Below are 21,703 nucleotides of genomic sequence, written 5' to 3' on the forward strand. Positions count from 1 at the left end.
GAATGTATCCTTTCTATGAAGCGTTTAAGGTATTAAGGCTGATTGGTTTCAACTGAAGGTGCAGCAAACTCTTGCTTCACGGGCGCTGTATCTTCCTTTTGTGCAGACGGCTTAGATGCTGCGTCTTTATAAAGCAAATATTTCGCTCGCTTGTCGTAGTTTGGATCATTTGGCATATGTAATGTACCAGACTGACCACAACCGACGAATGCAGTACTCATCACCAAGACACTGATGCAGCAAATGACAGAACGCATCTGATCACCTATTTGATATTTTGAAGAAGTATAACCTGATCAACATACATGACCAAACCACTAAGCGCTAAAGATTATAGTGAGTTAAAAAAAAACGCCAGTTAAAGACTGGCGTTTTTTTAAATGGTATCGATTATTTATGTTTCGGTTTGTAGAAACCAAAATAACCAATAATCAAAATGATAAACCAAATCGGACTCACCATTAAAGCTTTCATGGTATCGGCTTCTAGTGATAACACATAGATCACACCAATAAAGAAAACAATCACAAACCAACAAGTAAATAGACCACCCGGTAGTTTAAAAGTCGATTTTGCATGTAACTCTGGACATGTTTTGTAATACACAATGTAGCTCCAGATAATCATGATCCAGACGCAGATAAACAAAATCGTCGACAGTGTAGTTGCCAAAGTAAAGGCTTCAACAGTATTTGGTACAAAGTACTGTAGTGCAGCACCTAACAGTAAACAAATTGCTGAAAAGTACAATGCATTTGCAGGAACAGCACGCTTGTTTAAGTGGCCAAATGCTTTTGGCCCTTGATCTTCACGAGACAAACCAAACAACATACGCGACGTTGAAAACACACCACTATTCATTGATGACATCACAGAAGACAATACCACCAAGTTCATGATGATTGCTGCTGCTGCAATACCCGCTTGACTAAACAAGTTCACAAAAGGCGAAACCGCCGGATCAATCACGTTCCATGGTGTCACAGACATTACAATCACTAAAGACAGCACATAGAAAACAATGATACGAATTGGAATCGAGTTCACCGCTTTAGGCAAATTCTTTTCTGGGTCTTTAGTTTCAGCAGCCGTGGTACCGACTAGCTCTACACCTACAAAGGCAAAGATCGCAATTTGGAAACCAGCAAGGAAGCCCGTCACGCCTGTTGGGAACATTCCGCCATGTGACCAAAGATGACTAAATGATGCAATTTCACCCGTTGTTGAAGTGAACCCTGTAAAGATCATCCATAAACCAACGGCAATCAACACCACAATGGCAATAATCTTAATCAGTGCAAACCAGAACTCCAGCTCACCAAACAGTTTCACCGTGACCAAGTTCAAGCCCATGATGAACACAATGGCCGCAACACTGATCATCACCCCTTCCCCAGGTGTGAACGGCATACCTCCATTAAAGAACTGAAGGTAATAAATAATGGCTGATAAGTCGGCAATACCAATCGTGATCCAACATAACCAATAGGTCCAACCAACGAAATAGCCTGCCCACGGTCCGATCAAATCGGTAGAGAAATCGATAAACGATTTGTACTTCAAGTTAGACAGCAGTAATTCGCCAAGCGCGCGCATGACCAAAAACACCATAAAACCAATAATCATGTAAATGATTAAAATAGATGGCCCAGCGAGACTAATCGTCTTCCCCGACCCCATAAATAAACCTGTACCAATCGCACCGCCAATCGCAATGAGTTGTAAATGGCGGTTGGATAAACTCCGTTTTAAATCGCCTTGTTCAGAGGTCGATTCTGTATTTTCTAAACTCATTCTTGATGTCGTCTTTTATTTCCAGTCGCCAAAATTACCCGAAAAGTACAAAAAAATAAAAATAAAATTGTATTAATCTATATTTTCAACATCTTTTGAAAAGTTAATTAATTTTTCTTATATTTAATACGACAAAGGACACGTGAAAGTTCCTGTTGAAAAAATCAGCAAAACACTTGTCAAAAATAAATTTCCGTGTAACAAATACAACAAGACTAAAAATCAATAAAAAATCGTGCAGGAAGCATGACTGTGGCATATCAATTGCTTAATAAAACTCAAAATTTTTCTAGAAATTTCAAGTTTTAAAACATAGAGGACTAAAAGAAAAATGAATACACAAAGTTTACAAACTTTTATGGAAACCATCAGTGGTTGGGTCTGGGGACCCTATATGTTGGTCCTCATTGTCGGAACAGGGATATTCCTCACATTACGCTTGTTCTTCTGGCAAATCCGCATGTTGCCTCTGGCCTTTAAACAAGTATTTGGCAAACATGACCAAGCACATTCTCATGCAGGAGATATCTCCCACTTTGCATCCCTCATGACGGCACTCTCTGCCACCATTGGTACGGGTAATATCGCCGGTGTTGCAACCGCTTGTGTCCTTGGTGGCCCAGGTGCGGTGTTTTGGATGTGGATGACAGCACTGTTCGGTATGGCAACCAAATATGGTGAAGGCGTACTGGCAGTTAAATACCGAATCAAAAATGAAAAAGGTGAAATGTCTGGCGGTCCAATGTACTACATTGAACGCGGCCTAAAATGGAAGTGGTTAGCCCTGATTTTTGCACTATTTGGCACCTTGGCGTCTTTTGGGATTGGCAGTTCAGTGCAATCCAACACAGTTGCGCTCGCTGTTGAAAACAGTATGGGAGTTGCAACATGGATCACAGGTATCGTCATTACGGTATTCTCCGCTTTGGTTATTTTAGGCGGGATTAAATCGATTTCTAAAGCTGCTTCTTTCATCGTGCCGATTATGGCGATTGGCTATGTCCTCGGTGGCCTCATTATTATCTTCAACCATCTTGAACTCGTCATGCCTGCACTTGAACTGATCTTCCGTGATGCCTTTACTGGTGAAGCGGTAGCAGGTGGCGCAATTGGTGCTGTCATTCGTTACGGTGTCGCTCGTGGCGTCTTCTCAAATGAAGCTGGTATGGGTTCGGCGCCGATCGCCGCAGCTGCTGCAAAAACCGACCACCCTGCGCGTCAAGGCTTAGTCTCAATGACAGGTACGTTTATCGATACCATTATCGTCTGTAGTATCACAGGGATCGTTTTGGTCATGGGCTTTATTATGGCGGGCAATAGTTTTGGTGGCGAAACAGGCGCGGTATTAACCACCCATACTTTTAACCAATTACTGCCGGGTGTCGGAGGCTGGATCGTAACTTTTGGTATTGTGTTCTTCGCTTATTCCACCATTTTAGGTTGGTGCTATTACGGCGAAAAATGCTGTACATATTTACTCGGTGAAAAGTATGTTCTGTTGTACCGTCTCATTTACATCGCATCAGTCTTTATTGGTTGCGTGGCATCTCTTGATTTAGTCTGGCTATTTGCCGATACCTTTAATGGTTTAATGGCGGTTCCAAACTTAATTGCTTTGTTATTGCTGTCGACGGTGATTGTGAAAGAGTCACGTGATTTTGTCGAAAAGCGTAAATCAGGTGAGTTGTACTAAGGTTATTTTCAAAGCAAGTTTTTAAAATCTGCAATCGTTAAGCCACCTTCGGGTGGCTTTTTGATTCAGAGCATTCATTTCAAATCAAATCCTCTGTATGCTGTTGAACCATCGAATACTCTAAATAGTGCATCAAATAAAGCATGGCAAAAGCAAAAAGTGTTTACCGCTGTGAACAATGTGGCGCTGACCATTCAAAATGGGCGGGTCAATGTTCTGAATGTGGAGAATGGAATAGTCTAGTTGAAGTCAATATTGCACCTGCAGTCACACATCGTGCGCAGCCCAAAATGGGGGGCGGCTATGCAGGTCAAGCTGCTGCTATTAGCACCTTAAATCAAATTTCAGTTTCACATGAGACTCGACTGGCTACAGGAATTGGTGAGTTTGATCGTGTGCTTGGCGGTGGTCTCGTCACGGGTTCCGTGGTGCTGATTGGCGGTGATCCGGGCATCGGGAAATCGACCATTTTATTGCAAACGGCAACGCATATGGCCGCAGCCAACAGTGCGGCATTGTATGTCACAGGTGAAGAATCACTCTCTCAAGTGGCTTTGCGTGCAAATCGTCTTGATCTACCCACAGATAAACTCAAAGTCATGGCTGAAACCTGTGTCGAGCGGATATGTGAAATGCTTGCTCACGAACGCCCTGCCGTGGCAATTTTAGATTCCATTCAAACCCTATATACCGAAACACTCCAGTCAGCGCCGGGCGGCGTTTCTCAAATTCGCGAATCTGCTGCTTTACTAACACGTTTTGCTAAAAATAGTGGCACAGCCTTGTTCATCGTCGGACACGTCACCAAGGAAGGTGCACTGGCTGGTCCACGTGTGCTTGAACATATGGTGGACTGTGTTCTGTACTTTGAAGGTCAGTCCGACTCACGTTATCGGATGATTCGAGCTGTTAAAAACCGTTTTGGTGCAGTCAATGAACTCGGGGTTTTTGGCATGACCGATAAAGGCTTAAGAGAAGTAGCGAATCCTTCAGCCATTTTCTTAAGCCGTTATGATGAAGCCATTGCAGGCTCAATCGTAATGATCAGCCGTGAAGGCACACGTCCTCTGTTGGTTGAGGTTCAAGCTTTGGTTGATGATGCACATGGTCAACCGCGTCGAGTCGCCTTAGGTTTAGAACAAAACCGTTTAAATATGCTCTTGGCGGTAATGCATCGCCATGGTGGCGTGCAAACATCTGGACAAGATGTCTACGTCAACGTTGTCGGTGGTTTAAAAATCACGGAAACAGGCTCTGACTTGGCCGTCTTATTGGCCTGTGCCTCTAGCCTGCGAGGTAAAGCGCTGCCACAACAACTGGCTGTTTTTGGTGAAGTAGGACTCTCTGGGGAAATTCGCCCAGTGCCAAATGGGCAGGAACGCTTAAAAGAAGCCATTAAACATGGTTTTAAATACATTATTCTACCGCGAGGCAACGCACCGCAAAAAGACATTGCTGGGGTGAAGGTCATCGCTGTGGCGCGCTTACATGAGGCACTCACTGAAGCCATGAGCTTAAGTGACGAACTCAACTAAGCTAAATTCCATTCGTTTGGATTTCTCATAAAATAAACACGTTTTTTATTGAAATTTAGGATGAAAGACTGCATAAAGGTAGAGTTAAAATTTATTTTTTATAGAGTAGGAAAATTTGATGGAAGTTCGACAGCGTGGTTTGATTGCTGGTTTTTTAACAGCGGCTCTTTTAGTTGCACCCTTAGCCGCAGACGCTAAACGTGCAGGTGGTGGTAAAAGCCACGGCATGAGCCGTCAAGCTGCACCAACTCAGTCTTATCAACAACCTCGTCAAGCAACTCCAGCTCAACAACCTACCGCGCCCGCTACAGCTCCAGCTAAATCTGGTCCAGGCGTCGGTGGTATGGTTGCGGCTGGTGTAGCGGGTGCTGCAATTGGTGCTGTAGCTGCAAATGCATTGGCAGATGATAACTCTGCTTCTCAAGCGCAAGCACAGGAAGAAAAAGGTGGTATTCCGAGCTGGATTTGGATTCTTCTTGCCGCTGCTGTTGCCTTCTTCATTTTCCGTAAAATGGGCGCAAAAAAAAAAGTAGCAGCTAATCCATACGCGCCAAACAATGGTTCAACTCAAGCACCGTTTGGCCAACAAGCTGCACCACGTACATCAAATGACAACAGCAACATTTTTGGCCAGTCTGTAGGTGGTTCAGCTGCTACACCACAAAACAACGCACCTTTTGGCACTGCCTATACCAATAGTGGTAGTCAGCTGCCAGACGGTACAGAACCTGCGGCTTTCTTACGTATTGCTCGTCAACGTTTCAATCATATTCAGTCGATGAACACGGCAAGTAACATTTCTGAAATTCAGCGTTACTTGACACCTGATCTTTACCAGTCTATGTATCAAGACATTATGGCAAACCAAGATCAAGATGTAGCTGAGTTTTCAAACCTGAATGCGATGGTTGCAGACTCTGCGACAGAAAATGGCCAATACGTGGTTAGCGTACGTTTTACTGGTACAGTAAGTGAAGACCTCAACAGCTTACCGCAACCTTTTGCTGAAGTTTGGCACTTTGTAAAACCTGCGGGTTCTACCCAAGACTGGCTCGTTGCGGGTATCCAGCAAGAAGCTTAATCTCTAAAGATAAAAAACAGCGACTTCGGTCGCTGTTTTTTATTGTGCAGATTCAACAATTAAATTACGGATAAATCGCTATACAACTTTTCAATACAAAATAGCATCCACAAAAACTGAACACCTATTTCAATAAATTTCCTTACCTAATAAATTATAGTATTCATATTCAGAATTCTATTTTGCGCTTAGGCTATAGCCATATCACAAATAGTTTCGCATTTTGAACACTCTGTAAATAATGTTATTGAGAAAGAAAATATGAAAAATTTAACCATGCTTTGCATTTCACTATTTATCAGCTCCCATAGTCTCGCCTGCGAGCCAGCCTCCTTAAATTGGGAACAGTTTCATAAGACCTATGATCTAAATAAAAATAAAACCTTCGAGTTAAAAGAATTTTTAAGCGTTAAAGATTTTGACCCGCTTCCTTGGCCCGATGACAAACGCTTCCAAGCTAAAGATAAAAATTTTAAATTATTTAAATATCTAGATAAAAATAAGGATGGTAAACTGGCCGATGAAGAGCTTGGAGAAATTCATAGCTTACTCCCTAATCCTTGTGCAAATTGGCCCCCACGATAATTTCTCAATCATAAAATTCTAAGCAATAAAAAACCCTGAATAATCAGGGTTTAATATTTTTAAATAATGATTAACGTTCTGGTAATGGGATAAATTGAGAGTCCTGATTTTGCTCTTTTCTTTCCCCAACAACCACAGCAACATCTAAAGGTTTGCCATCGCGCTCAAGTGAAATCTGAATGGTGCTATTTGGCGGTTGTAAAGCCACAAAATTAATCAAATGTGAGGTTGAAGTAATCACTTCATCATTCACTTTCACAATCTTGTCGCCTTTCTTTAAACCAGCTTTTGCAGCAGGTCCCGTTTTTAACACATCCGCGACAACCACACCTGGTCCTTTAGGCTCTAAGATATTGACTTGTTCAACAGGCAATAAGCTGATACCTAGCCAACCACGTACCACGCGACCGTCTTTAAGAATAGAGTTCAGTACTTGTTGGCAAATTCTTGCAGGAATGGCAAAACCAATACCTAAAGACCCACCTGACTGAGAGAAAATGGCCGTATTCACTCCAATCAAATTCCCCGCGACATCAATCAAAGCACCGCCAGAATTGCCGGGATTAATTGCAGCATCGGTTTGAATAAAGTCTTCATAAGTGTTAATACCTAGATCAGAGCGTCCTGTAGCAGAGACGATACCTTGCGTAACGGTTTGACCTACACCAAATGGGTTACCAATGGCCAAGACTACATCACCCACTTCGTTGCCACTGAGCTTAAAGGGTAAAACAGGCAGATTCGCCAACTCAACTTTAATCACAGCCAAATCGGTATCGGGGTCTGTACCAATCACTTTTGCCACTGCACGACGGCCATCTTGTAACGCCACAACAATTTGATCGGCTTGAGCAATCACATGGTTATTTGTCAAAATATAACCATCAGGACGAACAATCACACCTGAACCCAAACTGTTTTCATTTTTATTTTGGCTAAACTGATCTGGAATTTGATTGCCAAAAAATTCACGAAACGCAGGATCATTGAGTAATGGATGGTCAAGTTGTTTGACTTTTTGCGTGGTAAAAATATTCACTACTGCTGGCGCAGCCACTTTCACGGCGGCACTATAAGAAACCACCCCACCGGTACGCGTGGTGTTAATTAAAGGCTCCACCTTTTCAGCAGGCATCTTAATCCCATCGGACGCCACAGGCGCTTTTGGCTTTTGATACTGCTGCCAAGCAAAAAATCCAGCAATGACTAAAATGAGTAATACCCAAGGTAACCAGGAAAAGGTCCTGCGCACGATTTCACCCTCTAAAATGTTTTAATTCATTGATGACTAAGTAATTTATGCCTATTGTAAAGCGAAATTCAAGCCGAAGCACAAAAATAAGCAAGAGTTTTGTCATGCTTTAGTTACAATAAACAATAGGTTCCGATGTAATCAATTTAAAAGAGTTTTTAAGTCGATATGGCAAAATTACAAGACATTATTCAGTGGTGTGATCAAACCCTCAAATCATCTGAGTTTAAGGACTATGCACCGAATGGCCTTCAAATTGAAGGTAAAACCGAAGTGCGTAAAATTTTAGCTACTGTGACTGCATCGCAAGATGCTATAGATGCCGCGATCCGAGAAAATGCGGATCTTTTACTGGTGCATCATGGTTATTTTTGGAAAGGTGAAGCCTATCCCATCACAGGTATGCGCGGTAAAAGGATCAAGAGTCTGATTCAACATGACATTTCTTTGTTGGCATATCACCTCCCCCTCGACAGCCATCCGAGTCTTGGAAATAATGTAGCGATTGCAGATTTGCTCAAATTGGAACGTATTGAGGCACTTGATCCATCTGAGCGTCATCCTATTGGCAATATTGGTTATTTAAACCAGCCGATGCCTGTGGAAGAGTTTAAAAAGTTTGTATCTAAGAAATTAAAATTCGATGCCATCCATCTTCCTGCGGACAAGAACATGATTGAAAAAGTCGGTTTTTGTACCGGTGGTGCACAAGATTTTATTGTAAAAGCCGCTGAACAAGGCTGTGATGCCTATATTTCAGGCGAAGTCAGTGAACGTACCTTCTATGAAGCTAAAGAATTAGGCGTACATTATTTTGCTTGCGGACATCATGCGACTGAACGCTATGGCGTGCAGCGATTAGGTCAAGCCATTTCAGAACAATTTGATATTGAATATATTTATTTCGAGTTAAACAACCCGATCTAAGCAATCGCTGGGATGAGACTATTTTCATCCCAGTCCTTTCAATGCGCTTACATCGCACGGCATCCAACATCACTTCCATTTCAGCAAATTATGAATTTCTAAAATATTATTCCTAGCCTTTCATCTTTTTAAATCAAAACATAGCATCAGCTCAAAAATTCTGTGCATCTCACCTTTGTTATACATACTGAACGTCCAACCTAACATGAACAATAAAACTTGCGACCTTTCACTTCAAAACTGCAAATAATAAGCATATTGATTCTCATTAACTTTTAAGTGGATAATAAAACTGCTTTAAAAAATCCCAATAAAACAATTTTGATGATTAAAGGAATCAAACACATGGCTTATTCTTTATCCGCTCTTCCATATGCCTATGACGCACTCGAACCCAATATTGATACGAAAACGATGGAAATTCACCACAGTAAACACCATCAAACCTACATCAATAACATTAATGGCGCGATTGCAGGCACAGAATGGGAGAAACTGTCTGTGGAAGATTTGGTTGCCAAAGTCAATGAAGTCCCTACTGATCTTAAAAATATGGTGATCAATAATGCAGGTGGTCATGCCAACCACTCACTGTTTTGGACAGTCGTGAGTCCACAAGGTGGTGGGCAACCAACTGGAGCTGTGGCAAAAGCTATTGATTAGCAACTCGGTGGTTTTGATGCTTTTAAAGAGGCATTTACCAAAGCCGCGATTAGCCGTTTTGGCAGTGGTTGGGCATGGCTGAGCGTAACACCTGAACGCAACCTGATTGTTGAAAGTAGTGCAAATCAGGATTCCCCACTTATGCACGGTCATACCCCTATTCTCGGTTTAGATGTATGGGAACATGCGTATTATCTAAAATACCAAAACCGCCGTCCTGAATATATCAATGCCTTTTATAATGTGGTCGATTGGGATGAGGTAAATCGCCGTTACCATGCAGCGTTGCAGACTAAAAATTAATTTCACACATCAATCCATCTAGAGCTTAGAGTCTTTTAAAATGAATATATTCTGTACGAAAGACTCTAATGATATCTTGTGTATCGTATATGTCTCCTTGCGAATTTTTTTGCATATTTTGTGTATTAAAAGACTGCCCTATTGTCTATAGAATCATTTACAATAAATGCACTTAAAGTAAAACCCAGCAAATCTGCAAGGAATGAAACATGACAACCATTACTTTACCTGCACTTCCATATGGCTACGAAGATCTTGCTCCGCACATTAGCAAAGAAACTTTAGAATTCCACCACGACAAACACCACAATACTTATGTTGTTAACCTAAACAACCTAATCAAGGGTACTGACCTTGAAGGCAAAACTTTAGAAGAAATCATCACAGCTTCTGCTGGTGATGCAGCTAAAGCAGGTATCTTCAATAACGCAGCACAAGTTTGGAACCACACATTCTACTGGAACTGTATGGCTAAAAACGGTGGTGGTAAAGCAACAGGTGCTTTAGCTGCTAAAATTGATGAAGCGTTCGGTTCTTACGAAAAATTCGCTGAAGAATTTGCTGCTGCTGCAACAACTCAATTCGGTTCAGGTTGGGCTTGGTTAGTTGCTGACGAAGTAAATGGCAACCTTTCTATTCTTAAAACTTCAAATGCAGACACTCCACTTGCACACGGTAAAGTTGCAGTGTTAACCATTGACGTTTGGGAACATGCTTACTACATCGACTTCCGTAATGCGCGTCCTGTTTACATCAAAACTTTCCTTGAAAGCCTTGTAAACTGGGATTATGCAAACGCGAAATATGCAGGTCAAGCTGCTGGCGTTGAAAAATAAGATTCGTCTTGTTTAAAAAACCGCTCTTTTTGAGCGGTTTTTTTGTTTTTGCTGCCTAAACGCATATTTATAAAGCAAACAATTCATTTCTCAATATTTTTTGCTTGACCCATTTTCCTTTCCTCCCTAAAATGCGCATCAGATTCTCCAATAGCTCAGTCGGTAGAGCGACGGACTGTTAATCCGCAGGTCCCTGGTTCGAGCCCAGGTTGGAGAGCCACTATTCTTCCATAGCTCAGTCGGTAGAGCGACGGACTGTTAATCCGCAGGTCCCTGGTTCGAGCCCAGGTGGAAGAGCCAAGATTCTAAAAAGCCCAAGCATCGTGACTTGGGCTTTTTTTATCGCTCATTATTCTGATCCACAAACATATACCATTCTGGTATACAGCTATGACATATCAAATTGTTTATAAAAAAAACATTTAATCTAAAATTCGACTTTTTTTAGAATTGTAACTTGACCGATGTGTAATTTTCTCTATACTGCATTTCAGATTCTCCAATAGCTCAGTCGGTAGAGCGACGGACTGTTAATCCGCAGGTCCCTGGTTCGAGCCCAGGTTGGAGAGCCAAATTTTAAAAAGTCCAAGCATTATGACTTGGGCTTTTTTCTATCCATATAGATGATATTCGCCTAATAAGTAAAACCAAAATCACTCCAAAGCAGCTCTCCATACAGGCCCTCCTCATCTTGACTCCCCCAAAACATCTTCATGAAAAGTGTGTGGCTGAATCAAATCGCACCAATAAAAGCTAAACCGTTTATTTTTAAATCATTTAAAGCAAATTATATAAAAATATCAGGCCAAAGACTTGACCCTTTGAGCTTTGCCACATAGAATGCGTGCAGATTCTCCAATAGCTCAGTCGGTAGAGCGACGGACTGTTAATCCGCAGGTCCCTGGTTCGAGCCCAGGTTGGAGAGCCAAAATTCTAAAAACCCACTCCATGCGAGTGGGTTTTTTCTTTGCGCTAGAAAATATTGTGTTCGATCTGAGTCAAATCATCTTTTTTATCATCGGCTGCTTCGCCACTATTACGTTAGTGATGATGGTCTACCCTGACCTGTTTCGCCGTAAACAAAAGTTTTATGCCAAACACGTCATTACGCCGTTTGAACGTAAAATGTTTATTCGCTTAAAAGAAGCCTTTCCACGCCATCATGTTCTAGCTCAAGTTTCATTTAGTTCACTGATTACCAGTGATCACTATAAAATGCGGGCCAAATTTAACCGTAAAGTCACCGATTTCGTTTTATTAGATAAACAATTAGCAGTCGTGGTGATTATTGAACTTGATGATCCTTCCCATATCGGCAAGGAACAAGAAGATGCAGAACGTGATGCCATGCTCAATGAAGCAGGTTACATCGTTCTGCGTTTTACTGAAATTCCAAGCATTCGCCAACTGCACAAACACATTGGTATCACACCTGCAATGCGTGCTTGAATTATTTTGAGACCGCGCTGCTCGCTTCCTGCTGTGTGAATTGCTTTTCGGCAGCCAACTTTTCTTGAATACGCTGCTGTTGTTCTTCTTTAATACGCTGATATTCCGCTTGGTTTTTTGCATCGCTTTTTACCGCTAAAAAAGCAATTCCTAAAATAAGCAATGGAATCACAATACCAAGACTCGCCAAAAACATCACTTTCGACGTTAGTTTTTTAGTTGATTTCGTCATAGCCAGCCTATTTCCAATATCTAGATTTTGATGGGCCAATACTATAACAAAAAAAGAACCTCAACCATGAGGCTCTGTCTTCAGTTTAAATGGTTAATTTTATGTCGGTGCTATACCTGTACAATTTTCATTGGTGCTGGCATCTTTTTGTGCATCAGTTAGTACAATACCCGTACCCGCAGACATATAGGTCTGAATAAAATCCACAGCCTCCTTATTTTGACATACGATTGCCTGCGTATGCGTCGCCTTCGGTACAATAGTTAGTTTATAACCATCAGCATATCCATTTTGCGGGAAGTATGTGGTCGCTTTTGCTTTCATATTCGCATATAACAGTTTCGTCATATCAGGCAGTACCGCTTGATCATTCGCACCTTGAATAATAAATACAGGGGTTTTAATGACTTTCGCAGCAGTGGCATTGGTTGCTGGTTGATTATCCGCCAAGAACTTCTGAACCACTGGATCTGTTTTAATTTTATTTAAATCAACACCATACTGAGAAGTCCAGTGTGTCGGATCTGCCAGAAACTCAACAACACCCGCTTTAAATTGTTCTTGTAAGCCATTTGCACTATTCGGTGCTGGATAACCTAAACATGCACCATCATCGCCTGTACGCCCATTGGTTTAGGTTGACCATTTGCGTCAAGATTATATTGTGGATCGAGATAAATTTGAATAATTTGTCCTAAACTGGATGCAGGTGCACCAGCCACAGCTCCTTTATAAGTCGTATCTGTATTAGCAAACTCGGCTGTACCCAATGATGCATGCCCACCTTGTGATTGACCAATCGACATCCATGCCCCATTTAACTGGGTGCCATAATGCTCTTTTACGGCCTTAACGGCCGCAATTGCTGAGTTTGCAGCACTAGATAAATTCAAATAAGGATGTACACCTGATGTACCTAGGCCTTCATAATCTGGAGCAACAATGACATAGCCTGCAGCCAATAATGTATTCGCTAAAATTTTAAAGCGTGGATGAATCACATTTTTACTTGGCGCACAATCATCTCCGCCTCCAACCGTTCCATGCTCCCAAACCACTACGCGATAACCATCTGTAGGTGGTGCTACTTTAGGGAACATCACCAGCGCCGTTGCTTTAGCGGTCTGACCTTGAACATTTTCCATGTTATACGTCATTACCTTAATAGAAGCTGCAGTGGTTAATGTGTCTTCTGAATAGGTACTTTCAGAAACATAGGTCTGTTTTTTGATTTGAAGCGGGCGAATCATCATCGTCATTACAAGCAGTTAAAGACAGCATTGAAACGGCAACTGTAAGGGCTAATGCTATTTTCGAGCGTTTCATAAAATATCCTTTTATTCGTTGTTTTTTTAAGCATGAAACTACATGCCGTTTTATTAAGACATAAAAAAGCGCCCTGTACAGGACGCTTTTTCAACCAATATATAAATTTAAATAATTAATTCTAAAAAGATTCCAGCAAAAACAATCAATCCCACCCAACGATTGTGACGGAATGCCCAAAAACAACGCTGTGGATCTCTGTCTTTGGTTTTTGACCATTGATAAATAAAATCAGCCACGACTACAAGCAATGCGATTAGACCCAATGGCATCAATAAATTTTCAAGGTAAAGCGCCGTACCGATCAAAACGACACTCATCGCCTGTAAAAGTGCAATGATTTGAATATCAAAACGACCGAATAAAATGGCTGTCGACTTCACCCCAATTTTTAAATCATATTCACGGTCGGTAATCGCATATTGAGTATCGTATGCCACAGTCCAAGCCAGATTGCCGAAATACAGCAACCAACAGGTTAAATCTAATGGTTTACCCATAGCCGTAAATGACATCGGAATTCCCCACGAAAAAGCCATGCCTAAAACAACCTGAGGCAAATGGGTATAGCGCTTCATGAAAGGATATATAAATGCGAGAACAAGCCCACCTAAAGCACAATAAAACGTTTCAATCGGTAGAAAAAACAACATACAAGCACTAGCAAAGACTAGAGCTAGAAACACATAAATGGCTTCTTTGGCCGTGATAATCCCTGTTGCTAAAGGCCTTGTTTTCGTGCGCTCTACATGCGCATCGACCTTACGATCAGCAAAATCATTAATTGCACACCCAGCCGCACGCATAAATATCGTGCCAAGTACCATCGGAATCAGAATACCAATTGGCGGTATGCCCTCTGCTGCAATCCACAGTGCCCACATGGTGGGCCAGAATACCAATTCTGTGCCAACAGGCTTATCAAAACGACATAAATAATAATAGGCTTCTAAACGTTCACGCCAAGTAATTTGATGCGCAGTTGTCATGACTGTCCTTCAGATGCTGAATTCTGCTTTTGCAAAAATTGCTCAAAACTCGCTAAAAAAGTTTCTTGAACAATAAACTTGCAGCCGTGCCAAGTATAACAGCTCTGTCTAGTCCAGCCATCTTCTAGCCAAATCACACGACGTTCACATGCTGGATTGGTGCGCTGAAACAAGAACCAGCCAATCGGTTTTTTACCAATATGTTTAAAAAGCCGTGCACGGCCTTGCAAACTTAAAATCGGGAAAATGCTTTTGGCTTTAACCCAAGGCTCTACATCACTACCATATAAAAAACTTTCTCGTACCCATGACGTATGCTGAAACGGCATGCCCATCCATTTTGCATCGATAAACTGAAGACGCTGAAAATGCTCTTTGGTTGGTTGAACCCTAAATGTTCCATCAGCCAAATCCTTCAGTTGCTGAGTAAGTGAACCTGAAGCATATAACCATGTTTTCAGTTCAGCTGGAATCTGCTGCATAAGCCTACCTGTACCATTGATTTACTGTGCGCTTAAACGCTTTTTGAGTTATGCAGAATGTCATTGATTCAATTCTAAGATCAATCTTTAGCAATTATCTGTTTTTGCAATGGTTTCAAATTTACCCTGCGGAGTTTTTACCAAAATAAAACCTTCAGCACTCAAGTAAAAACTTTGAGGATAATCATAATCCAGTGCTAACTCAGGGCTTTTCAATGCAACAAATTCTGCCTGCTTGTAGCCTTCAGGGGTGCGACCAACTTCGATATAAATCACCATCGAAAAATTTAGCTTAAAACCTTTGTCGTGATCTTTAGGGTCAATCCAAGGATAAAAACTGGTGTGCTTCTTACGCTGTGCCATTGCTCTCATCAATTTTTTTCAAGTTAAACAGATGATACAAAAAAACCCGCGGCTAGCGCGGGTTTTTTGCAGCGAAATTCAGTTCAGAATTACAAGCTGTAGTACATATCAAATTCAACTGGGTGAGTTGTCGTGTTCAAACGACGCACTTCTTCAGTTTTAAGTTCGATATATGCATCAAGCATTTCTTTAGTGAATACACCACCTTTAAGAAGGAACTCGTGATCCGCTTGAAGCGCTTCAAGAGCCATATCTAGGCTGTGCGCAACTGTAGGGATTTTCGCTTCTTCTTCAGGAGGAAGGTCGTATAAGTTTTTATCAGCTGCTTCACCTGGGTGAATCTTGTTTTGGATACCGTCAAGACCCGCCATTAACAATGCAGCGAAACCTAAGTACGGGTTCATCATTGGATCTGGGAAACGAGCTTCGATACGTTTGCCTTTCGGGCTAGAAACGTAAGGAATACGGATAGAAGCAGAACGGTTACGTGCTGAGTAAGCCAACATAATCGGTGCTTCGAAGTGCGGAACTAAACGCTTGTACGAGTTTGTAGATGGGTTCGTAATTGCGTTCAATGCACGAGCGTGTTTGATTACACCACCAATGAAGTAAAGCGCCATTTCTGACAAACCAGCGTATTCATCACCAGCAAACAAGTTCTTGCCATCTTTAGAGATTGACATATGAACGTGCATACCAGAACCGTTATCACCAACCATTGGCTTAGGCATGAAAGTCGCAGTTTTTGCATATTGGTGCGCAACGTTCCAAACCGCATATTTGAACTGTTGTACTTCGTCTGCTTTACGAACCATTGTGTTGAAGCTTACACCAATTTCTAACTGGCAAGATGCAACTTCGTGGTGGTGTACTTCTACACGACCTGGGCCCATGATGTCTTCAATACGCGCACACATATCAGCGCGCATGTCATGTGAAGAATCAACTGGAGGAACTGGGAAGTAACCACCTTTAACACGTGGACGGTGACCAGAGTTTCCGCCTTCGTAGTCTTTGTTTGTTGACCAAGCAGCTTCTTCAGCAATCAATGTATGGCGCGCACCAGACATATCAATTTCCCATTTTACTTCGTCAAATACGAAGAATTCTGGTTCTGGACCAAAGAATGCAGTATCACCAATACCTGTCGATTTTAGGTATTCTTCAGCACGGCGAGCAATCGAACGCGGGTCACGGTCATAACCTTGACCTGTTGATGGCTCAATAACGTCACAAGTAACAACTACTGTCGGCTCAGCGAAGAACGGGTCGATAAAACCAGTTGCAGCATCTGGGCGTAAGATCATGTCAGATGCTTCAATGCCTTTCCAACCAGCAATAGAAGAACCATCAAACATTTTACCGTCTTCAAAAGTATCTTCGTCGATAGTATCTGCTGGGTAAGTTACGTGTTGTTCTTTACCCTTAGTATCCGTAAAACGGAAATCGACCCATTTTGCGCCACTTTCTTGGATGAGTTGTAGGACCTTGTTCGCCATGCTCATTTTGCTCCGATGAATTTTGTTGCACTCTTTAGTGCGTGTTAGTAGTTGGTTGTTCTAAAGCAATTACCGTACCAACTTTAAAAAGCTTAGCTAAAATATTGAATTCATTATCAGAATAACAGTTTTAAGCTGTTTGCTTTGGCTCTATTATACTGAGCTAAAAAGTAAATGCACCATATTCAAGCACGCTTCTTCACATTTAATCTAAAAGATTTTGAGTGTGGATCATAATGGTGCATTTTTAAATATTACGGGTCGATTTACACCCGTTTTTTATAAATTAGAGCGCTTTTTAAGCTGTTATTTTCGCCTTGATTTGACTTCCACACCTCATATCACGGCGAGCGATATACCTTAAATCAAATATAAGCAGCGTAATTAACTGTTTTTATTTGATTTTTAAAAAATAAAAAACCTCTCCTTTCAAACTAAATATAAAGCCGACATCTCAGATGTGAGCAAGTAAAAAAATATGCTCTGTTTTGGTGACATTAGGGGAGTTTTTGGCTCACTGCATTAAGAGATATTCTTTTATATTCCTTAAATGTGCATGCTTCATATCATTTGCACATAGTCCACGAGGTTTCTCGTTAAGATTTGAATCTGAGATATTCATAAACTCTATATCAGTTAGTAACAAAACCCATTGTAATTTTTAGGCCCGAAAAAAAATGTCGCGCCCTAGCTGTGTATTTTTTGCTATGATAATTTCGGTTTTGTGCCTCCATTCAAGTCATTGAATGAGAAAAATAATTTACTTATAGCTTTATAATGTAATCGCACGAATACTACGGGACTCTTCAAGCACATTTATGTGCATAAATTTCAATAGGTTAAGCTCATGCTTTTAATGATCGACAACTATGACTCTTTTACCTACAACATCGTCCAGTATTTTGGCGAGTTAAATCAAGAAGTAAAAGTAGTACGTAATGATGCCGTGACATTGGAGGATATTGAGCGATGGCAACCTAAGTATCTTGTGATTGGCCCTGGCCCATGCTCACCTTCGGAAGCAGGAATTTCCATTCCAGCCATTCAGCATTTTGCTGGAAAAATTCCATTATTAGGGGTGTGCTTAGGACATCAGGCCATTGGTCAGGCTTTTGGCGGCGAAATCATTCGTGCCAAAAAAGTGATGCATGGGCGTTTGTCTGACATGCACCACTCGAATAAAGGCATTTTTAGCAACCTCCCTTCTCCGTTTTCAGCAACGCGTTATCACTCACTGGTGATTGATCAAGAAAGCTTGCCTGAATGCTTAGAAGTGACTTGCTGGACCAATGAAGCAGATGGCTCAATTGAAGAAATCATGGGTGTAAAGCATAAGACGCTTGCCGTTGAAGGCGTGCAATTTCACCCTGAATCAATCTTGAGTCAGCATGGCCATCAAATCTTTAAGAACTTTTTAGAAATTTACGCATAAATGAGTGCAGTGAAAAATGAATATGCAACAAGCTTTAAATAACATCACTAAAAATATTGAGTTGACGCAGCCGCAAATGGAAGACGTCATGCGTACCATCATGAATGGTGAAGCAACAGATGCCCAAATTGGTGCACTGATGATGGGTCTTCGCTTAAAAGGTGAAAGTATTGATGAAATTACCGCAGCAGCTCGTGTCATGCGCGAGTTTGCCATCAAAATTGATGTCAGTGATGTGCCTTATTTAGTCGATATCGTCGGTACAGGTGGTGACGGTCAGAACTTATTTAACGTCTCGACTGCGTCTGCTTTTGTGATTGCTGCGGCAGGTGCAACCATTGCTAAACATGGTAACCGTGGTGTTTCAACCAAATCGGGTTCCTCGGACCTGTTAGAACAAGCAGGCATCCAACTTGACTTAAACATGCAACAAACTGAACGCTGTATTCGCGAAATGGGTGTCGGTTTCTTGTTTGCCCCGAATCATCACAAAGCGATGAAGTATGCGGTTGGCCCACGTCGTGAATTAGGCATTCGCAGTATTTTTAATTTACTTGGCCCGCTTACGAATCCGGCTGGAGTAAAACGTCTAGTGATTGGGGTGTTTTCGACTGAATTGTGCCGTCCTATTGCAGAAGTGATGAAACAACTGGGCGCAGAACATGTCATGGTGGTTCATTCTAAAGATGGTTTAGATGAAATTAGCCTTGCATCAAGCACTTATGTGGCTGAACTTAAAAATGGCGAAGTCACCGAGTGGGAAATTCAACCTGAAGATGTCGGAATCGAATCGCAAACTTTAACAGGTTTAATCATTCAAGATTCTGCTGAAAGTTTAAGCTTAATCAAAGATGCCTTAGGCAAAAATAAATCCGATAAAGGCGAAAAAGCAGCCAACATGATTGCTTTAAATGCAGGTGCTGGTCTGTATGTCTCTGGACTTTGTACTAGCTATAAACAAGGCGTGGCTTTAGCACATGACATCATCTACGGCGGACAAGCCTTAGAAAAGATGAGCATCCTTGCTGAATTCAGCAAAACCCTTAAACAATACGACGCTTGATAGACAGGACTTTGTCATGGTAGATATCGCAAATACGATTTTAGGCAAAATTGTGGATCGCAAGCAGGAAGAGTTTGCTGCACGCCTCAAACAACGTAGCTATAAAGATGTTGAAGAATGGGCACTTGAGGCAACTCCTGTACGTGGTTTTGCAAAGTCTTTACTGAGCAAACAACCGGGTGTAATTGCTGAAATTAAGAAAGCATCACCATCTAAAGGCATTATTCGTGAAAACTTTGATCCTGCTGAAATCGCGCAGCAATATGAAGCCGCAGGTGCAGCATGTTTATCGGTTTTAACCGATGTCGATTTTTTCCAAGGTGCCGATGAAAATATTCAAATTGCACGTTCTCACTGTGCCCTGCCTGCATTACGTAAAGACTTTCTGATTGACCCTTATGGGGTGATTGAAGCACGTGCTTTACATGCGGACTGTATTCTTCTGATTGTGGCATGCTTGTCCGATCAGCAACTCGAAGAAATGTCGAAAACGGCTTTTGAGCAGAATTTAGATGTCTTGGTTGAAGTACACGATGAAGCAGAACTTGAACGTGCTTTACGTCTATCTGAGCGTTGCGTATTGGGTGTCAATAACCGCAATTTAAAAACCTTTGATGTGGACTTAAACACCTCGATTCGACTGAAAAAACTGCTTGAACCATCTCGTCTACTGGTGACTGAAAGCGGCATTGCGACCCCAGCGGATGTTGCAATGATGCAAGAGCATGACATTCATGCTTTCTTGGTCGGTGAAAGTTTTATGAAGCAGCCGCGTCCAGACCACGCCTTTACTGAGCTGTTTGGAACACCTAAATCACTTTAATGGCATATTCAGGGTAAGGCATGCCCTTGCCCTGAATACTTTGTGATATGTTCTTTCAAAAAGCCGTTGAAGATCTCGTTAAACAGTAACATATAAAAAATTATTCAATCTTAAATTACTCAATTAAACCCTGCTTCTTGGCTTCATTCACCGCTTCCATTCGAGAGCGGACCTGCAACTTGTTATAGATTTTACGCAGATGCCATTTCACCGTATTGATGGACAAAAAGATCGACTCGGATATTTCAGCATCAGTACAGCCACGGCTTAATTTTTCTAAAATTTGGACTTCACGTTTTGATAAAGCCTCAAGGCCAGAACTTCCGATCAAAGCTTCAGCACTGCTTTCAGCTTGATTGAGCTTTTGAAGTTGCTGAATATATTCTAATAACACAACTGTATGCTTTTGCTTCTGTCGACTTAAATGCTGACTTAGCCCACTTAATATATCCCAAATTAAAGGGTCTTCATCTAGAATCACCCGCACCGCCTGAGTCGGCATGAGGGTTTCAAGCGCTTGTTGTAGCGCCTCAAAAGCCTGTTCATGTTGTTTCAGCTGATACAGGGCCAGTGCAAACAAAATTTGAACACGCGCAAAACGTATCGGATAAATCCTAAAAAATGCTAACTGCTGGCTTAAATATTCTTTAGCTTGCTCGGCTTGCCCCATGAAAATTTGCTGACGCACCAGCATTAAATCATCGCCACGCAGCAAATTCGTAAAATTTAAATACGGCTGAAATGCTGCCTGTTCAGTATCAGCTAATGCAGAAAGCGGGCTTGATTGTTGCACATAGGCTTGTATGGTTTGTGCGAGTCGAGGTAATGACCATTGGCTACTACGGGTATGTGCTTGGTGCAAACACGTTTGTATCGCACTTTGATCTTGATGCAAGGTCGCTAGTCGCATTTGCAAAATATAACCGACTATCACCATATCAGGCATTGCTAGATTACCGCCGCCCTTAAAGTCCATTAATGCAACTTCGACTTGCGACATTTGGTTCATTTCATAATACAAGTCTGCTTTAAAGCTGCTCAGAATATTCATAATGGCTGCTTTATTGTCATCATCTAAGCCTAATTTACGATATTCCTCGCTCTGTCCAACTTGTGCAAACTTTTCTGCTGCGAGAGTCAAATCTCCTAATAAATAATCACATAGGGCATCAATACAATCAACCATTGCCACACCATATAGGTTATGCCCTTGCAAATAGATAATACGCGTTTGTAGCAGCAACTTTCGTGCTTCGCTCATTTGCCCCAAACAAATGTGATACAACCCCACAATTCCTATGAGTGGAGCACGGACAAAATAAACGGTACTTGGCAGTTGTGCTAAGTTTTGTTGCACTAAGCTATAAGCCACATCT

The 21,703-nt window shown here is 41.6% G+C and carries 19 protein-coding genes, 4 tRNA genes and 2 pseudogenes; 15 read left to right on the plus strand and 10 right to left on the minus strand.

From position 1 onward, the window contains the following. Positions 1-32 precede the first annotated feature (32 nt). Both AC4CUX_RS02025 and AC4CUX_RS02030 read right to left on the minus strand, forming a co-directional pair. Positions 33-257 carry a hypothetical protein gene (locus tag AC4CUX_RS02025; RefSeq protein WP_004982578.1) on the minus strand — a complete coding sequence of 75 codons (225 nt, stop codon included), beginning with the start codon at positions 255-257 and terminating at the stop codon, positions 33-35. Between the two features lie 133 nt (positions 258-390). Beyond that, the gene (locus tag AC4CUX_RS02030; protein ID WP_114837188.1) at positions 391-1,794 is read right to left on the minus strand and encodes an amino acid permease; all 1,404 of its coding nucleotides are present in this window, start codon (positions 1,792-1,794) and stop codon (positions 391-393) included. Between the two features lie 331 nt (positions 1,795-2,125). Here AC4CUX_RS02030 and AC4CUX_RS02035 point away from each other — a divergent pair, with 331 nt between their 5' ends. The 4 genes from AC4CUX_RS02035 to AC4CUX_RS02050 all read left to right on the plus strand — a co-directional run bounded on the left by AC4CUX_RS02035 (position 2,126) and on the right by AC4CUX_RS02050 (position 6,688). Continuing rightward, positions 2,126-3,487 (plus strand): alanine/glycine:cation symporter family protein, encoded by a 1,362-nt coding sequence (locus tag AC4CUX_RS02035; RefSeq protein ID WP_490792131.1) that lies wholly within the window; start codon positions 2,126-2,128, stop codon positions 3,485-3,487. 143 nt (positions 3,488-3,630) lie between these two features. Further along, complete coding sequence (radA, locus tag AC4CUX_RS02040) at positions 3,631-5,022, plus strand: DNA repair protein RadA (RefSeq protein WP_004695771.1); 1,392 nt, start codon at positions 3,631-3,633, stop codon at positions 5,020-5,022. 118 nt (positions 5,023-5,140) lie between these two features. Further along, positions 5,141-6,103: a Tim44 domain-containing protein gene (locus AC4CUX_RS02045; RefSeq protein WP_114837189.1), complete on the plus strand. Its 963-nt coding sequence runs from the start codon at positions 5,141-5,143 to the stop codon at positions 6,101-6,103. A 261-nt stretch (positions 6,104-6,364) separates the two neighbouring features. Further along, a complete protein-coding gene (locus tag AC4CUX_RS02050; protein ID WP_004695767.1) occupies positions 6,365-6,688 on the plus strand; it encodes a CREC-EF hand family protein in 324 nt (107 codons plus the stop codon). A gap of 70 nt (positions 6,689-6,758) precedes the next feature. Here the strand turns inward: AC4CUX_RS02050 and AC4CUX_RS02055 are convergent, their stop codons facing one another. Continuing rightward, positions 6,759-7,940: a S1C family serine protease gene (locus AC4CUX_RS02055; protein WP_419323681.1), complete on the minus strand. Its 1,182-nt coding sequence runs from the start codon at positions 7,938-7,940 to the stop codon at positions 6,759-6,761. A 168-nt stretch (positions 7,941-8,108) separates the two neighbouring features. On the opposite strand from AC4CUX_RS02055, the gene AC4CUX_RS02060 reads away from it, so the two are divergent. From AC4CUX_RS02060 to AC4CUX_RS02095, 8 genes and pseudogenes are all read left to right on the plus strand, one after another. Beyond that, entirely contained in the window at positions 8,109-8,867 is a 759-nt protein-coding gene (locus tag AC4CUX_RS02060; protein WP_114837191.1) for a Nif3-like dinuclear metal center hexameric protein, read from the plus strand. A gap of 345 nt (positions 8,868-9,212) precedes the next feature. Next, positions 9,213-9,833: pseudogene (locus AC4CUX_RS02065) on the plus strand (superoxide dismutase). A gap of 209 nt (positions 9,834-10,042) precedes the next feature. Beyond that, complete coding sequence (gene sodB, locus AC4CUX_RS02070) at positions 10,043-10,669, plus strand: superoxide dismutase SodB (RefSeq protein WP_058870028.1); 627 nt, start codon at positions 10,043-10,045, stop codon at positions 10,667-10,669. 144 nt (positions 10,670-10,813) lie between these two features. After that, positions 10,814-10,889, plus strand: a tRNA-Asn gene (locus tag AC4CUX_RS02075). Positions 10,890-10,893: 4 nt separating this feature from the next. Beyond that, a tRNA-Asn gene (locus tag AC4CUX_RS02080) sits at positions 10,894-10,969 on the plus strand. Positions 10,970-11,165: 196 nt separating this feature from the next. After that, a tRNA-Asn gene (locus tag AC4CUX_RS02085) sits at positions 11,166-11,241 on the plus strand. 280 nt (positions 11,242-11,521) lie between these two features. After that, positions 11,522-11,597: transfer RNA gene (locus AC4CUX_RS02090), tRNA-Asn, on the plus strand. Positions 11,598-11,617: 20 nt separating this feature from the next. After that, positions 11,618-12,118 (plus strand): DUF2726 domain-containing protein, encoded by a 501-nt coding sequence (locus tag AC4CUX_RS02095; RefSeq protein ID WP_490792132.1) that lies wholly within the window; start codon positions 11,618-11,620, stop codon positions 12,116-12,118. 1 nt (position 12,119) lies between these two features. On the opposite strand, the gene AC4CUX_RS02100 is transcribed toward AC4CUX_RS02095, so the two are convergent. The 6 genes and pseudogenes from AC4CUX_RS02100 to glnA all read right to left on the minus strand — a co-directional run bounded on the left by AC4CUX_RS02100 (position 12,120) and on the right by glnA (position 17,015). Next, on the minus strand, positions 12,120-12,350 hold the full coding sequence (locus tag AC4CUX_RS02100; protein ID WP_078388624.1) for a hypothetical protein: 231 nt from the start codon (positions 12,348-12,350) through the stop codon (positions 12,120-12,122). A 99-nt stretch (positions 12,351-12,449) separates the two neighbouring features. Continuing rightward, a pseudogene (locus AC4CUX_RS02105) lies at positions 12,450-13,676 on the minus strand (alpha/beta hydrolase family protein). 107 nt (positions 13,677-13,783) lie between these two features. Continuing rightward, positions 13,784-14,665, minus strand: a complete 882-nt coding sequence (ubiA, locus tag AC4CUX_RS02110) for a 4-hydroxybenzoate octaprenyltransferase (protein ID WP_490792133.1) — start codon at positions 14,663-14,665, stop codon at positions 13,784-13,786. Next, the gene (locus AC4CUX_RS02115) at positions 14,662-15,147 is read right to left on the minus strand and encodes a chorismate--pyruvate lyase family protein (RefSeq protein ID WP_078388622.1); all 486 of its coding nucleotides are present in this window, start codon (positions 15,145-15,147) and stop codon (positions 14,662-14,664) included. The genes ubiA and AC4CUX_RS02115 overlap by 4 nt, the downstream gene beginning before the upstream one ends. An 87-nt stretch (positions 15,148-15,234) precedes the next feature. Further along, positions 15,235-15,510, minus strand: coding sequence for a hypothetical protein (locus AC4CUX_RS02120; protein WP_078388621.1), 276 nt, complete (start codon positions 15,508-15,510; stop codon positions 15,235-15,237). A gap of 89 nt (positions 15,511-15,599) precedes the next feature. Continuing rightward, positions 15,600-17,015 (minus strand): type I glutamate--ammonia ligase, encoded by a 1,416-nt coding sequence (gene glnA, locus AC4CUX_RS02125; protein WP_005400480.1) that lies wholly within the window; start codon positions 17,013-17,015, stop codon positions 15,600-15,602. Positions 17,016-17,856: 841 nt separating this feature from the next. Here glnA and AC4CUX_RS02130 point away from each other — a divergent pair. The 3 genes from AC4CUX_RS02130 to trpC are packed head-to-tail and all read left to right on the plus strand — an operon-like array spanning position 17,857 to position 20,327. Next, the gene (locus tag AC4CUX_RS02130; protein WP_005400479.1) at positions 17,857-18,441 is read left to right on the plus strand and encodes an anthranilate synthase component II; all 585 of its coding nucleotides are present in this window, start codon (positions 17,857-17,859) and stop codon (positions 18,439-18,441) included. 16 nt (positions 18,442-18,457) lie between these two features. Then, positions 18,458-19,504, plus strand: a complete 1,047-nt coding sequence (gene trpD, locus AC4CUX_RS02135) for an anthranilate phosphoribosyltransferase (RefSeq protein ID WP_005400478.1) — start codon at positions 18,458-18,460, stop codon at positions 19,502-19,504. A 16-nt stretch (positions 19,505-19,520) separates the two neighbouring features. Continuing rightward, positions 19,521-20,327: an indole-3-glycerol phosphate synthase TrpC gene (trpC, locus tag AC4CUX_RS02140; protein WP_062034010.1), complete on the plus strand. Its 807-nt coding sequence runs from the start codon at positions 19,521-19,523 to the stop codon at positions 20,325-20,327. 115 nt (positions 20,328-20,442) lie between these two features. Here trpC and AC4CUX_RS02145 read toward each other — a convergent pair whose 3' ends face one another. Beyond that, complete coding sequence (locus tag AC4CUX_RS02145) at positions 20,443-21,699, minus strand: LuxR C-terminal-related transcriptional regulator (RefSeq protein ID WP_490792134.1); 1,257 nt, start codon at positions 21,697-21,699, stop codon at positions 20,443-20,445. Between the last annotated feature and the right edge of the window lie 4 nt (positions 21,700-21,703).

It is taken from the genome of Acinetobacter sp. 231_lipA, assembly GCF_058243005.1.

Excerpts from the sequence above, each read along its gene's own strand:
- ubiA (WP_490792133.1), bottom strand. The coding sequence starts at position 14,665 with ATGACAACTGCGCATCAAATTACTTGGCGTGAACGTTTAGAAGCCTAT.
- radA (WP_004695771.1), top strand. The coding sequence starts at position 3,631 with ATGGCAAAAGCAAAAAGTGTTTACCGCTGTGAACAATGTGGCGCTGAC.
- glnA (WP_005400480.1), bottom strand. The coding sequence starts at position 17,015 with ATGAGCATGGCGAACAAGGTCCTACAACTCATCCAAGAAAGTGGCGCA.
- AC4CUX_RS02030 (WP_114837188.1), bottom strand. The coding sequence starts at position 1,794 with ATGAGTTTAGAAAATACAGAATCGACCTCTGAACAAGGCGATTTAAAA.
- trpD (WP_005400478.1), top strand. The coding sequence starts at position 18,458 with ATGAATATGCAACAAGCTTTAAATAACATCACTAAAAATATTGAGTTG.
- AC4CUX_RS02100 (WP_078388624.1), bottom strand. The coding sequence starts at position 12,350 with ATGACGAAATCAACTAAAAAACTAACGTCGAAAGTGATGTTTTTGGCG.
- AC4CUX_RS02025 (WP_004982578.1), bottom strand. The coding sequence starts at position 257 with ATGCGTTCTGTCATTTGCTGCATCAGTGTCTTGGTGATGAGTACTGCA.
- AC4CUX_RS02095 (WP_490792132.1), top strand. The coding sequence starts at position 11,618 with ATGCGAGTGGGTTTTTTCTTTGCGCTAGAAAATATTGTGTTCGATCTG.
- AC4CUX_RS02045 (WP_114837189.1), top strand. The coding sequence starts at position 5,141 with ATGGAAGTTCGACAGCGTGGTTTGATTGCTGGTTTTTTAACAGCGGCT.
- AC4CUX_RS02035 (WP_490792131.1), top strand. The coding sequence starts at position 2,126 with ATGAATACACAAAGTTTACAAACTTTTATGGAAACCATCAGTGGTTGG.
- sodB (WP_058870028.1), top strand. The coding sequence starts at position 10,043 with ATGACAACCATTACTTTACCTGCACTTCCATATGGCTACGAAGATCTT.
- AC4CUX_RS02115 (WP_078388622.1), bottom strand. The coding sequence starts at position 15,147 with ATGCAGCAGATTCCAGCTGAACTGAAAACATGGTTATATGCTTCAGGT.
- AC4CUX_RS02060 (WP_114837191.1), top strand. The coding sequence starts at position 8,109 with ATGGCAAAATTACAAGACATTATTCAGTGGTGTGATCAAACCCTCAAA.
- AC4CUX_RS02120 (WP_078388621.1), bottom strand. The coding sequence starts at position 15,510 with ATGGCACAGCGTAAGAAGCACACCAGTTTTTATCCTTGGATTGACCCT.
- AC4CUX_RS02130 (WP_005400479.1), top strand. The coding sequence starts at position 17,857 with ATGCTTTTAATGATCGACAACTATGACTCTTTTACCTACAACATCGTC.
- AC4CUX_RS02050 (WP_004695767.1), top strand. The coding sequence starts at position 6,365 with ATGAAAAATTTAACCATGCTTTGCATTTCACTATTTATCAGCTCCCAT.
- trpC (WP_062034010.1), top strand. The coding sequence starts at position 19,521 with ATGGTAGATATCGCAAATACGATTTTAGGCAAAATTGTGGATCGCAAG.